Here is a 13,470-nt window from a genome sequence, read left to right as displayed (position 1 = left end):
TCCCGTGCGGAACGGAGTGAAACTCTACAGGCTTAACCGCGAGTATCCAAATCGTCCCGCGCGGGGTGGTTCGTCAGGCGTCCGCCAGCGCGGACTCGCGCACCTCGGCGGCCACGACGGCCTCGGAGTCGCCGGTCAGCGCGCGGTAGCTGAAGCCCGCGATCAGGGCGCCCACGATCGGGGCGACGATGAACAGCCAGACCTGGCTGAGGGCGTCCGTACCGGCGAACCAGGCGACGCCGAGGGAGCGGGCCGGGTTGACCGAGGTGTTCGACACCGGGATGGAGATCAGGTGGATCAGGGTCAGCGCGAGGCCGATGGCCAGCGGGGCGAAGCCCTTGGGGGCCTTGCTGGAGGTGACGCCGAGGATGATCCACAAGAAGACGGCGGTCAGCACGATCTCGGTGACGGCGACGGCCAGCAGCGAGTAGCCGCCCGGCGAACGATCGCCGAAGCCGTTGGTGGCGAAGCCGGAGGCGACGGCGTCGAATCCGGGAGCACCCGAGGCGATCACGTACAGGACGGCGCCGGCGATCGAGCCGCCGACGATCTGCGCGATGATGTAGGGCGCGACCGCGGCGGTCTCGACGCGCTTGGCCGCCCACACGCCCAGGGTGACGGCCGGGTTGAAGTGGCCGCCGGACAGGTGGCCGAGCGCGTAGGCGCCGGTGAGCACGGTCAGGCCGAACGCCAGGGCCACCCCGAGCCAGCCGATGCCGACCGGGAAGGCGTTCGCGGTGACGGCGGTGGCGGCGAGGACGGCGGATCCGCAGCCGCCGAAGGTCAGCCAGAACGTGCCGAGCCCTTCGGCCCAAAGGCGCTGGCGCATGGTGGGATTGCTCAAGAGAAAGTGTCCTTTCACAACAAAAAGGCCGGTGTGAAAACACACCGGCCATGGAATGAAGCACTTCTAGGATAGCTAGACTTCACATTTTCATCAACCCGATACTGCGAGTGCTGAAATCTGGCGTCCGCCTTCGGTGGTCAGGATGAGTGTCGCCGGGCCCCTCGGCATCGGAATGAACAGATTGCCCGTGATGGATTGCCCGGCACTGAGCCGGCCTGAGCCGATCTGGGGTTCTGGGGCGCCCGCCTGTGGTTCGTGGACGGTGGTGCCGCCGTCGTTGGAGAAGGCCACGAACGCGTAGGTGATGCGTCCGGCGTCCGCGGTTACCCGTACGTTCACGATCAGGCCGGCGTCGCTCCAGCTGTGCGAGACGATCTCCCAGCGGCCCTGGTTGGAGCTGTCGCCGGGCATCACGAACGGCATCCCCGCGCCGTTGGCCTCGCTGGTGCGTGCGGGGGTGGGCGTCGACGCCGGTGCCGTGGACGGCGCGGCCGCAGGGCGCAGGAACAGCGCGGCGAGAACCGCGCCGACGAGCAGCGCGCCGATCACGGCGAACCACAGACCCCCTCCGCCGCGCTTGGGCGGAGCGTAGGCGTTGATGTCGAGCGGACGCCGCTGGTAGGGGTCGTTGTGCCACGGCTGCGTCATGAAGCCGAGAGTACCCGAGTTGTGCACAACCGCCCTGCGGCGATGACGGCCCTGTGCACAACCGGAATTGGCTGACCGGACCGGTGTGTGGACGCCGAGTGTCGCGGCATGACCGATGCTGCCGCGCCCGATGTGCGCCTGTCCTGCCTGACCGATCTGATCGAGTGCATCCCGATCATGATCGGCTTCCATCCTCGCGACTCGATCGTCGTGCTGGCCCTCGACCAGGGCCGCGTGGTGCTCACCGCGCGCACCGACCTGCGCAGCGGGCACGAGGCGCTGGTGGCCGAACAGATGTCGGTGGTCTGGCGCAAGCATCCGGACGCCTCGGTCATCGCGGTCGCGTTCACCGCCTGCCCGGTGGCGGCCTGGCTGGCGCTGGAGGAGATCGACCTGGCGGTGTGCGAGGGCAGGGGCCGGATCCTTGCCCATGCCGACGGTGAATTCTGGTTCGACCATCCGGACGCCGACGGGGTGCCGTACGACGCCGAAGGGTCGGTGCATCTGGCCCGGGCGGCCTTCGAGGGCCATGTGGTGCGGCGTTCGCGCTCGGAGATCGAGGGTATGGTCGCGTCGCGCCAGCATCCCGACGATGTGGCCGCCGCTCTGCGCCGGCTCTCCGACCGTGATCTGAGCCGGGACGAGATTGTTGCGGAAGCGCTCGCGTTGATCGAGGCTCACGATGCCAAGCCGCGTCCGCTGAACCTGGATGAGACCACCCTGATCAGCGTGATCAGCCACGACGCACTGTTCCTGGAGGCGACGATGGACTCCGCCTCGCGCGAGAATGCGGCGTCCCGGATCGGGCTGTGGACGCAGGTGGTGCAGGACTCCATACCGCGGTGGGCCGGGTCCGCGCTCGCGGCGCTGGGCGTGTCGGCCTGGCTCGCCGCTCAGGGCACGCTGCTGACCGTCTGCCTCCAGGCCGTCAACGGGATCCCCGCGCCGGCGGCCTGGTTCGACCTGTTGGAGTCCGTGATGGCCGACGCGGCGCATCCTTCCGAATGGGAGGAGCGCCGCGCCGGTGTGGTGATTGAGACGGTCAGGCCTGGCTCGCGCGGACGCCGTCGGCGACCGACTGGAGGGCGTCGCCGGAGGCGCGCAGAAGTGCCAGCTCGCTCGGAGAGAAGGACGTCTGCAGAATCGGGCGCGCGCCGTCAGCGCTGACGATCGACGGCAGCGACAGGGCGACGTTCTTCAACGGGTGGAAGTTGTCCAGCACCGTGCTGACCGGCAGGATCGCGTGCTCGTCATTGAGGATCGCCTCGATGATGCGCGCGCTGGTGACGCCGATCGCGTAGTTGGTGGCGCCCTTGCCATCGATGACCTTGTAGGCGGCGTCGCGCACGGCCACCGCGATCTCGTCGAGCTCCTGGACCGTGAAACGGGTGCCGTCGGGCTTGATCCACTCCAGGATCGGGACGGTGCCGATCGAGGCGGTCGACCACAGCGAGAAGCCGGTGTCGCCGTGCTCGCCGACGATCACGGCATGCACGCTGGACGGCGCGACGCCCGCGCGGCGGGCAAGCTGCCAGCGCAGACGAGAGGTGTCGAGCACCGTGCCGGAGGCGAAGATGCGGTTGGAGGGCAGGCCCGTGTACTCGCGGGCGAGGACGGTGAGGACGTCGCAGGGGTTGGTGACGATGACGTAGACGGCGTTCGGGGCCACCTCCAGCAGCTGGTTCATCATCGTGCGCAGGATGTTGGCGTTGACGCCGGCCAGTTCGATGCGGGACTGGCCGGGCTTCTGCTTGGCGCCGGCGGTGATGACGACGACGTGCGAGCCGGCGGCGACGGAGATGTCGCTCCCGCCGGTGATGTCGCTGGTGCCCATGAACTGGCTGCCGTGAGCGAGGTCGAGCACCTCCGCTTCGACCTTCTGGGTGGCGATGTCGTAGAGGGCCACGTGGCGGGCGGAGCCACGGATCAGGCAGGAGTAGGCGACGCTGGAGCCGACTGCACCGGCACCGACGATGGTGACTTTCGAGTTCTCGATAGCGGTCATGAGCTTCAGTCTGGCGGACGCAGGCGCTCAGCGGGGTGGATTTTTTCGGAAGTGGTCACCTAATTCGGCACGGGCGTCGCATGGTGGGCCGCCGGACGGGCCGCCCCAGCAGGGTGCGCTAGTCTGCCTATGAAGCGGGGCCGCGCCTGCGGCGTCCGTCACCTTTTGCTGGACCAGCGCCGACGTCTCTCCGTGGGGGAGACGTTATGTCTGTGTAGACCGAGAAAGACCTGAGGACGAAGAGATGAGCGAGCCCGCGTACCGCTACACCGCGGAGTTGGCGAGTGAGATCGAAGCTGCTTGGCAGGACCGCTGGGAGCGTGAGGGAACCTTCCACGCGCCGAACCCGGCCGGCCCCTGGGCCGAGCCCGACCAGGGCGAAGGCCGCGAGAAGGTGTACGTCCTCGACATGTTCCCCTACCCGAGCGGTGCCGGCCTGCATGTCGGCCACCCGCTGGGCTACATCGCCACCGACACCTACGCGCGCTTCCAGCGGATGACCGGCAAGAACGTCCTGCACGCGCTCGGTTTTGATGCCTTCGGCCTTCCCGCGGAGCAGTATGCGGTCCAGACCGGCCAGCATCCCCGCATCACCACCGAGAACAACATCGCCAATATGCGCCGGCAGCTGCGTAGGCTCGGCCTGGCCCACGACGAACGCCGCTCCATCGCGACCACCGATGAAGAGTTCTACCGGTGGACCCAGTGGATCTTCCTTCAGGTCTTCAACGCCTGGTACGACACGGACGCCGACGGTGGACGCGGGCGCGCCCGGCCCATCGCCGAGCTGATCGCGCAGTTCGAGTCCGGCGAGAGGGCCGTTCCGGACGGTCGGCAGTGGGCCGATCTGAGCCGAGGCGAGCGGGCCGGCGTCGTCGACGGATTCCGGCTGGCCTATATCTCCGAGGCGCCGGTCAACTGGTGCCCCGGCCTGGGCACGGTGCTCGCCAACGAGGAGATCACCACCGAGGGCCGCAGCGAGATCGGCAACTACCCGGTGTTCCGGCGCAATATGCGGCAGTGGATGATGCGGATCACCTCCTACGCCGACCGTCTGCTGGAGGATCTGGATCGCGTCGACTGGCCCGAGAAGGTCAAGACGATGCAGCGCAACTGGATCGGGCGCTCGACCGGCGCGCTGGTGCGCTTCACCACCGCAGGATCGGCCGGGGAGATCGAGGTCTTCACCACCCGCCCGGACACCCTGTTCGGCGCGACGTTCATGGTGCTGGCGCCCGAACACCCGTTGGTGGATGCGCTGATGCCGGCCGGCGGCTGGCCCGAGGGCACGCGTCCGGAATGGACCGGCGGCGCGGCCTCGCCTGCGGAGGCGGTCGCCGCCTATCGCCTGGCGGCGTCCAAGAAGACCGACCTCGAACGCCAGGGGAACAAGGACAAGTCCGGCGTCTTCACCGGCGGCTACGCGGTCAACCCCGTCAACGGGGCGAAGCTGCCGGTCTTCATCGCCGACTACGTGATGATGGGCTACGGCACCGGCGCGATCATGGCGGTTCCCGCCGAGGACGAGCGGGACTGGGACTTCGCCCAGGAATACGGGCTCCCGATCATCCGGACCGTCCAGCCTGACGCCGACCACGACGAAAACACCGCGTTCACCGGTGATGGGCCGACGATCAACTCGGCCAACGACGAGATTTCGCTGAACGGGCTGAGCATGGCGCAGGCCAAGGCGTCCATGACGGCCTGGCTGGAGGCGAAGGGCTACGGTCACGCGACCACCACCTACAAGTTGCGCGACTGGCTGTTCAGCCGGCAGCGCTACTGGGGCGAGCCCTTCCCGATCGTGTACGACGAGGACGGTCACCCGATCGCGCTTCCCGACGACCTGCTGCCGGTCCGGCTTCCCGAACTGCAGGACTACTCCCCGCAGGCGCTCGACCCCGACGACGAAGAGTCCGATCCGGTGCCGCCGTTGGCGCGGGCCCAGGAGTGGTCGACGGTCGAGCTGGATCTCGGTGAGGGCCTGAAGACGTACCGCCGCGAGCTGAATGTGATGCCGCAATGGGCGGGCTCGTGCTGGTACGAGTTGCGCTACCTGGATCCGGCCAACAACGACCGGTTCGTGGACGCCGGCGTCGAGCGCTATTGGATGGGGCCGCACGCCGCACCGGTCGCGAACGCACCGGCCGGATCGGTCGATGCCGGCGGTGTCGACCTTTACGTGGGCGGCGTCGAGCATGCCGTGCTGCACCTGCTCTACTCGCGTTTCTGGCACAAGGTGCTGTTCGACCTGGGGCAGGTGTCGTCGGCCGAACCGTTCCGGCGGCTGTACAACCAGGGCTACATCCAGGCGTACGCGTTCCGTGACGGCCGGGGCCAAACCGTTCCTGCCGACGAGGTCGAAGAAATCGCGGACGCCAGCGGCGAGATCTCCTGGCATTGGCGAGGCGAGCCCGTTTTCCGCGAGTACGGGAAGATGGGCAAGTCGCTGAAGAACATCGTCACGCCCGACGAGATGTACGACAACTACGGTGCGGACACGTTCCGGATCTACGAGATGAGCATGGGTCCGCTGGACCAGTCCAAGCCGTGGGAGACCCGCGCGGTGGTCGGTTCCCAGCGCTTCCTGCAGCGGCTGTGGCGCAACGTCGTCGACGAGGAGACCGGCGAGGTGCGGGTGGTCGACGCCCCCGTGGACGCCGCCACCGAGCGTGCGCTGCACAAGACGATCGCCGCGGTCAGCCAGGACTACACCGACCTGGCGTTCAACACCGCCATCGCACGGTTGATGGAGTACAACAACGTCTTGACCAGGCTTGATGCGGTGCCGCGTGCGGCGATCGAGCCGTTGGTCCTGATGGTCGCTCCGCTGGCCCCGCACCTGGCCGAGGAACTCTGGTCGAGGCTGGGGCACTCGGAGACGCTGGCCTTCGAGCCGTTCCCGGTCGCGGACCCGGCGCTGATGGCCGACGACACGGTGACCTGTGTCGTGCAGGTGCGCGGAAAGGTGCGGGCGCGCCTGGAAGTGCCCGCCGACATCACCGAGGACGCGCTCGAGCAGCTGGCGCTGGCCCAGCCGCGGATCGTCGCCGAGACGGAGAACGGCATCCGGAAGGTGATCGTGCGCGCCCCCAAGCTGGTCAACGTGCTGCCGATGTAGCACCAGGGCCGCCCGTTCGGGGCGACCGAAGACACGGCCGCGGGCCGGGACCCATCATGTGGATGGAGTCCCGGCCCGCGGTCTTTTGTCCACAGGGTGCCGGTTGGGTGACAGAAACGGCCGACGGACGCCGAATGTGCCGGCATGCGCAAACTGGCTCGTGATCCCGTGCAGGGCGACGTGGTGCGCGCCCGCTTGGACGCGCTCGTCGCCGAGTTGAACGACCTCGAACGATCAACGGACGCCGATCCCGGGACGAGGGAGGCTTCCTCCGGCGCCGGAGCCGAGCCGGCGCATCTTGGCGTCGAGCCCCGGAGCGGGCACGCTTCGACGCCTTCGGAACCGAGACAGGCGGAGTCGGGAGCCGCCTCCGGGGGTCTCCCGCGGGCGCGCCCGTCGGTGGCGCGCCGGGTCTGGGAGTTCGGACGAACGCACGCGGCGGTCGTCGGCATCATCGGGCTGGTCGCGGTGCTCGCGGCGACCTGGACGTTGACGCGTTCGCGCACGGTCGCGGTCGCGGACGTCACACCGTCGGCGGTGCCCGCGACGCATGCCCCGGCGCCGTCTCCGTCGGCGACGCCGTCCCCGATGCGCGTCCATGTGCTGGGCGCGGTGGCGACGCCGGGCGTGGTCACCCTGGCGCAGGGTGCCCGGGTGGAGGACGCGCTCGCGGCCGCGGGCGGGTTCACCCCAGGTGCGCGTCCCGGCGACCTCAACTTGGCGGCCCCGGTGAACGACGGCGACCAGATCGTGGTCGGCGACGAACGCAAGCCCGGCGGCGAAGTCCGTGCGGCCGACGGTGGCGCGGGGAGCAGTGGCGGTGGGGGTGCGGGCACAGGCTCGGGCAGCAGTGGCGCGGGGGGATCGGCGGCGCTCGACCTGAACAAGGCCACGGCCGAACAGCTGATCGCGCTGCCCGGAATCGGTCCGGTGACGGCCCAGGCCATCGTTGCCTGGCGCACCGAACACCAGAAGTTCAGCCGCGTCGAGGAACTGCAAGAGGTCGACGGCATCGGTCCCAAGACGTTCGCCCAACTCCGGCCGTTGGTGCGGGTGTGAGAAGGGGAGCAACCGACCTGCGTCCGGTTCTGCTCGGGGCAACGGCGTGGCTGAGCATGGGGCTGGCGATGACGGGTGACCCGCGTCTGCTGGTGCTCGCCGGCGCGGTGGCGGGGTCGGTCGCGCTGGTCGGGTGGCGTCAGGGCAGTTGGCTGCTGGTCTCGCTGGCCCTGGTGGCCGGCGTCTGCGTGGTGATCGGCGGCGTCCGTTCGGTGACCGTGCGGTCAGGGCCCTTGGCCGAGCTCGCGGATGCGCGCGCCACCGCCACGGCCGAGCTCCGTGTTGGCGGGAACGGCCGGCTCTGGCCCGAGAAGGGGCATCGTTCGGGTCTGTGGGTCGGCTCGGCGGTGCTGCTGAGTGTGGACGCTCGCGGCGGCTCGTGGGCCAGCTGCGCGCCGGTGCAGGTGATCGCAACAGGCGAGCCCTCGGTCGCGTGGGCGTCGGTGCCGCAGGGGGCCGTGGTGCGCGCCACGGTCCGCATTGCATGGCCCGATCCGGGCGGGGCGGCCTTCGTCGACCTGCGGGCGCGCGAGCCACCGGTCCGGATCGGCGACCCGGACCCGGTCTCGGGCGCGGTCGGAGCGTTGCGCCACGGGCTGGTCGAGGCGTCCGCCGGACTGACACCGGACGCCCGGGCGCTGATCCCGGCGCTCGTCGTGGGGGACACCCAAGGTGTGCCCGACGAACTCCGCGAGGCCTTCCAACTGTCCGGGCTCACCCACCTGATGGCGGTCTCCGGGGCGAACCTGGTGCTGATCCTCGGCTTCCTGCGCGCGGCCGCGGTTACCGCGGGCGTCCGCGGACGATGGTTGACCGGCGTGCTGGTCGGAGGCGTGGCCGGCTTCGTCCTGCTCTGCCTGGGCGAGCCCAGCGTGGTCAGGGCCGCGGCGATGGGACTGGTCGGTCTGGCCGCGGTCGGGCACGCGGGCCGCGGACGCCACGGCATGCGGTTCCTCGGCGTCGCCGTGCTCGCGGTCGTGCTGATCGAGCCGCCGATGGCGCTTTCGCTCGGGTTCGCGCTGTCGGTGGTCGCGACGTTCGGGCTGTTGTGCTGGGCGGGCGCCTGGACCGACCGGCTGGCCCGGTGGATGCCGCGCTGGTGCGCCGAAGCGCTCGCCGTGCCGCTGGCCGCGCAGATCGCGACCCAGCCCATCGTGGTGGCGCTGTCGGGGCAGGTGAGCGTGGTGTCGGTGCTGGCCAACCTGATCGCGGGCCCGCTGGTTGGGCCGGCCACGGTGCTCGGACTGGTGGCGACACTGGTCGCCCCGGTCTCGGTGCCGCTGGCCGGGCTCGTCGCCTGGCCGGCCGCTGGTGTGCCCAGGGGATCGCCTGGGTCGGCTATCTCGGCGCCTCCTTGCCGGGAGCCTCCCTGCCGTGGCCGGCGACCCCGGCGGCGATCGCGGTCGTTGTGCTGGCCTCGGCGGTGATGGTGCTGCTGGCTCCGGTGGTGCTCGGCCGTCCATTAGTCTGTCTCGGGCTGGCCGTCGCCCTCGTCGTGGCCCTGGCCCGGACGCCGACGCCACCCGGCTGGCCTCCCCGCGACTGGGCGGTGGCATCCTGCGACGTCGGGCAGGGCGACGCCACCGTGCTGGCCGCCGGACCAGGTCAGGGCGTGGTCGTCGACACCGGACCCGACCCGGCGCTGCTCACCCGCTGCCTGCGCCAACTCGGCATCACGTCGGTGCCGCTGCTGGTGCTGACCCACCTGCACGCCGACCATGCGGGAGGCCTGGCCGCCCTGGCGGGCGCCGAGGTCGGTCTCGTGGTGACCTCGGGGGTGCGCACGCCCGCCGACGCCGATGCCCGGATCGGGGCCTTGCTGCCGGACGCCGACCGCCGCTTCACCGAGGCGGGGCACGCCTGGCAGGTGGGCGAGGCCAGGATCGAGGTGCTCGCCGCCCCACCCCTGAACGACCACCTGGTGCCGAGCGAGGGGGAGTCCTCGGCCGAGAACGACGCCTCGCTGCTGCTACGCGCTGAGGTCGGCGGCGTGAGCGTCCTGCTGCCCGGTGACGCGGAGGAGGGGGCCCAGAGTTCCCATGCGCGGTTGGGCTCCGCGATCGATGTCGACGTCCTGCTGGTGCCGCATCACGGCAGCGGACGCCACGCCCCCTCCTTCATCGCCGCCACCACGCCGAGCGTGGCACTGGTCAGTGTCGGCGCCGACAACGACTACGGCCATCCAGCCGCCTCAACCCTCCGCTCGGTCGCGGCGACCGGCGCCCAGTTGGCGCGCACCGACATGAACGGAGCGATCGCCATCGGACGCTCCCCAAAGGGAGAACTCCTGGTGACCACCCAGAGATGAGCCGGCGACAAGGGGCGTGGGAGGATGGCGAGGGCGTCCGGGCCGGATGCCACCACATCGTGATGCAGTGAGGCAAGGAGTGGACATGAGCAGTGGCCGTCCCGTCGATTTGATCGCCACCATCCCGTCACGCCCGGGCGAGGGCGCCCGCGTGCTGGCGCTGCTGCAGGAGTACGCGGTGCACGTCAACGCGACTCCGGGCACCGAGCGCTTCGAGGTGTATGCCGATCGGGACAACCCCGACGTCATCGTGGTGATCGAGCGCTACCGCGATGATGCCGCATTCGCCGAGCACATCGCCGACCCGGCCAACGGCGTCCTGAACGCGAGCCTGGCCGAGCTGACCCTCGGCGGGTCCCAGCTCCAGTTCCTGGTCACCGACTGAGAGCGCTGACGTCGTGGCGGCGTCCGGTCACCGAGCATCGGACGCCCGCCGGCGAGGTTAGGATGGCAGCCGGTGTGCCGGGAAGTCTGGTCGGCTCGATCTGACTATGCCCTGCCGAAGGACGACCGATGACACCGTCTGAACCTGGCCGCGAACCGCGCCGCATTCTCACCCGCGCCAGCTGGCCCGAACACCGGCGCATCGGCACCATCCTGCGCCAGGAGACCACCGGCGGCATCCTGCTGATGATCGCCGCGCTGGTCGCCATCGTGTGGGCGAACTCGCCGGCCTCCGACAGCTACTTCGCGCTGCGCGACTTCGAGATCGGCATCGAATCACTGCACCTGCGCCTCAGCCTGGGCGCGTGGGCGGCCGACGGCATCTTGGCGATCTTCTTCTTCCTGGTCGGCCTCGAACTCAAGCACGAGTTCGTCGACGGCGACCTGAAGGATCCGGCGCGTGCGCTGGTGCCGGTGGCGGCGGCGTTCGGCGGTGTCGCCGTGCCGGCGCTCATCTACACGCTGGTCAACCTGGGCGACGCCGAGATGCTGCGCGGCTGGGCGATCCCGACCGCCACCGACATCGCCTTCGCGGTCGCCGTGCTGGCCATCATCGGTTCGTCGTTGCCGTCGGCGCTGAGGATCTTCCTGCTCACCCTGGCCGTGGTGGACGACCTGATCGCGATCGTGATCATCGCCCTCTTCTACAGCGACGACATCCATGGGGTGTCGCTCGGCCTGTTCCTGATTCCCGTGGCGCTCTACGCGGTGCTGGTGCAGTCGCATCCGCGCTGGTTCGCCGAGCGGCTCTGGGCGCCGTGGCTCATCCTGCTCCCGATCGGGATCGTCGCCTGGGCACTGCTGCACGAGGCGGGCATCCACGCCACCATCGCGGGCGTGGTGCTGGGCTTCACCGTGCCGGTGCGCCGCAAGGACCCGGCCGCGGGCCCGGGCAAGGGGCTGGCGATGACGTTCGAGCACAACTACCGGCCGCTGTCGACCGGAGTCGCGGTGCCGGTGTTCGCCTTCTTCGCCGCAGGCGTGAACGTGGGCGGATTCGACGGGCTCGCGCACGCGCTGCTCAGCCCGGTCGCGCTCGGCATCATCCTCGGCCTGGTCCTCGGCAAGCCGGTCGGCATCGTGCTGACCACCTTCCTGCTCACCCGGTTCACCCGCGCCACCCTGGACGACTCCGTCCGCTGGGGCGACATGACCGGCGTGGGCATCCTGGCCGGCATCGGGTTCACCGTGTCGCTGCTGGTCGCCGAGCTGAGTTTCGGGCTCGGGCATGTCCACAACGACGAGGCGAAGGTCGGCATCCTGGCCGCGTCACTGCTCGCGGCGTTGCTGGCATCGGTGATCCTCGTGCCTCGCAACCGGCGCTACCGCCTGATCGAAGAGGCCGAACGGCGCGACACCGACCGCGACGGCGTCCCCGACCTGTGGGACAGCGCGCCGCTCGACCCGACCATCGCCACGCCCCGCGACCCGGACGCCTGAGGCAGTCAGCCGCGGTCGGCCCAGAACAGCCGCGATCCTTCCAGGTCGGCCCACGATCCGGTGAACTCGATGCCCGCCACCGTCGCGGTGGGGAACGAGTAGCGGACGACCGCGGCGGCGTCCGGATCGGGATCCTGGCCGGCCAACTCATCGACCAGCGCCGGGACGCCGGGCGCGTGCGCGACCAGGGCGGCCACCTGGACCGAGTCGGCCAGCGACGCCAGGGCCTGCATCAGCCCGAAGGTTCCGGCGTTGTACAACTCGTCCAGCGGAACCAGTTTGGCGGTCAGCCCGAGGCCCTCGGCGGTCTCGCGGGCGCGGTCGGCGCTGGAGCAGAGGATCACCTGGACGCCCGCCGGCGCCAGCATCGCGCCGAGCCGCTTGGCCTGCTCCTGGCCTTCGGCGGTGAGGATGCGGCCGTGATCGCCGCGGCCGCGGCCCATGAACTCGGCATCGCCATGACGGATGAGGTACACACGCTTCACGCGGCGAGCCTAGCGGTGCGCGGATGTCGGTGCCTCCTGGCAGGATGGTGCCGTGGACGACCAGCGGATTTTCGGGGCGGTGACCCTCGTCAGTGGGCCGGAGGCGCTGCTCGCCGAGCGGGCCGTCGAACGGCTCGTCCGGCAGGCGCTCGACGAGCGGCCGGCGGCGAGCGTGACGAAGGTGACCGGCGGCGAACTCGACGCGGGCCGTCTCGCCGAGGTCACCGGCGGGTCGTTGTTCGCCGAAGACTCCGTCGTGGTGATCACCGAGGTCAGCGACCTCGCCCAGCCCCTCTTCGACGCGGTGCTCGCCCTGGTCGCCACACCGATGGAAGAACTCGCGCTCATCCTCGTCCACCCCGGCGGCGTCAAGGGCAAAGGCCTGCTCGACAAGCTGAAGAAGGCCCGCGTCACCATCATCGACTGCCCGGCGGTCAAGGCCTGGGAGATGCCGCAGTTCGCGGCCGGTGAGGCCCGGCGCCAGGGCGGCCGGATCGACCCGCCCACCGCGGCCCGGCTCGTCGAGGCGCTGGGCGCCGACGTGCGCGCCGTCGCGGGCGCCATCCGGCAACTGCTGATGGACTCCGACGATCAGGTGATCACCGAGGGCTCCGTGCGCCGCTACTTCGCCGGCCGCGCCGATGTGACCAGCTTCACCGTCGCCGATCACGTGATGGCCGGACGTCGCAACGAGGCCCTCGGCGCTCTGCGCTGGGCGCTCGACACCGGGGTGGCGCCCGTCCTGGTCACCTCGGCGCTCGCCGGGGCCTTGCGCGGCCAGGGCCGCTACACCGACTTCGCCGGCTCACGGATGCGCGACGGCGACCTGGCCCGCGAACTCGGCGTGCCGCCGTTCAAGGTCAAGGAGATCGTGCAACGCGCCCGCTCCTGGACGCCGCGCGGCCTGGCCACCGCGCTGCAGGCGGTCGCCGAGGCGGACGCCGCGGTCAAGGGCCAAGCCGCCGATCCGGCCTTCGCGCTGGAACGGATGGTGATCACCGTGACCGGGCTGCGCGGGCGGCGTCCGGATTCGGGCATGGGCCGCTGACCGCTGTCGATCCCGGAGACGGCCGTACGTCAGGATGGTGTCGGGCCGGCCGGCTCGGCGTCCGC

The 13,470-nt window shown here is 70.3% G+C and carries 11 protein-coding genes and 1 pseudogene; 8 read left to right on the top strand and 4 right to left on the bottom strand.

Annotation, left to right across the window (positions count from 1 at the left end; genetic code table 11):
• Positions 1-73: 73 nt before the first annotated feature.
• Both aqpZ and QM708_RS02695 read right to left on the bottom strand, forming a co-directional pair.
• Entirely contained in the window at positions 74-844 is a 771-nt protein-coding gene (aqpZ, locus tag QM708_RS02700) for an aquaporin Z (RefSeq protein ID WP_415104138.1), read from the bottom strand.
• 93 nt (positions 845-937) lie between these two features.
• Complete coding sequence (locus tag QM708_RS02695) at positions 938-1,495, bottom strand: hypothetical protein (protein WP_415104136.1); 558 nt, start codon at positions 1,493-1,495, stop codon at positions 938-940.
• A 108-nt stretch (positions 1,496-1,603) separates the two neighbouring features.
• Between QM708_RS02695 and QM708_RS02690 the strand changes: the two are divergent.
• Positions 1,604-2,413, top strand: a pseudogene (locus QM708_RS02690) (DUF4192 family protein); the annotation flags it as partial.
• Positions 2,414-2,537: 124 nt separating this feature from the next.
• Here the strand turns inward: QM708_RS02690 and QM708_RS02685 are convergent.
• Positions 2,538-3,500 carry an L-lactate dehydrogenase gene (locus QM708_RS02685; RefSeq protein ID WP_415104134.1) on the bottom strand — a complete coding sequence of 321 codons (963 nt, stop codon included), beginning with the start codon at positions 3,498-3,500 and terminating at the stop codon, positions 2,538-2,540.
• 244 nt (positions 3,501-3,744) lie between these two features.
• Here QM708_RS02685 and leuS point away from each other — a divergent pair, with 244 nt between their 5' ends.
• The 6 genes from leuS (at position 3,745) to nhaA (ending at position 11,872) form a co-directional block, all read left to right on the top strand.
• Entirely contained in the window at positions 3,745-6,621 is a 2,877-nt protein-coding gene (gene leuS / locus QM708_RS02680; RefSeq protein WP_415104132.1) for a leucine--tRNA ligase, read from the top strand.
• Between the two features lie 144 nt (positions 6,622-6,765).
• The gene (locus tag QM708_RS02675; RefSeq protein ID WP_415104130.1) at positions 6,766-7,680 is read left to right on the top strand and encodes a helix-hairpin-helix domain-containing protein; all 915 of its coding nucleotides are present in this window, start codon (positions 6,766-6,768) and stop codon (positions 7,678-7,680) included.
• Positions 7,677-9,107, top strand: a complete 1,431-nt coding sequence (locus QM708_RS02670; RefSeq protein WP_415104128.1) for a ComEC/Rec2 family competence protein — start codon at positions 7,677-7,679, stop codon at positions 9,105-9,107. Before QM708_RS02675 ends, QM708_RS02670 begins: the two co-directional genes overlap by 4 nt.
• Positions 9,035-9,988, top strand: coding sequence for a ComEC/Rec2 family competence protein (locus QM708_RS02665; RefSeq protein ID WP_415104126.1), 954 nt, complete (start codon positions 9,035-9,037; stop codon positions 9,986-9,988). The genes QM708_RS02670 and QM708_RS02665 overlap by 73 nt, the downstream gene beginning before the upstream one ends.
• Positions 9,989-10,073: 85 nt before the next feature.
• Positions 10,074-10,373, top strand: coding sequence for a putative quinol monooxygenase (locus QM708_RS02660; protein ID WP_415104124.1), 300 nt, complete (start codon positions 10,074-10,076; stop codon positions 10,371-10,373).
• Between the two features lie 128 nt (positions 10,374-10,501).
• A complete protein-coding gene (gene nhaA / locus QM708_RS02655) occupies positions 10,502-11,872 on the top strand; it encodes a Na+/H+ antiporter NhaA (RefSeq protein ID WP_415104122.1) in 1,371 nt (456 codons plus the stop codon).
• Between the two features lie 5 nt (positions 11,873-11,877).
• Here the strand turns inward: nhaA and QM708_RS02650 are convergent, their stop codons facing one another.
• Positions 11,878-12,357 carry a SixA phosphatase family protein gene (locus tag QM708_RS02650; RefSeq protein ID WP_415104120.1) on the bottom strand — a complete coding sequence of 160 codons (480 nt, stop codon included), beginning with the start codon at positions 12,355-12,357 and terminating at the stop codon, positions 11,878-11,880.
• Between the two features lie 52 nt (positions 12,358-12,409).
• On the opposite strand from QM708_RS02650, the gene holA reads away from it, so the two are divergent.
• Complete coding sequence (gene holA, locus QM708_RS02645; protein WP_415104118.1) at positions 12,410-13,405, top strand: DNA polymerase III subunit delta; 996 nt, start codon at positions 12,410-12,412, stop codon at positions 13,403-13,405.
• Positions 13,406-13,470 lie beyond the last annotated feature (65 nt).

This window comes from Propioniciclava sp. (assembly GCF_047602245.1).
Classification (GTDB): domain Bacteria; phylum Actinomycetota; class Actinomycetes; order Propionibacteriales; family Propionibacteriaceae; genus Propioniciclava.
Note: the sequence above shows the minus strand (reverse complement) of the source record. Positions and strands in the feature narration are given on the sequence as shown.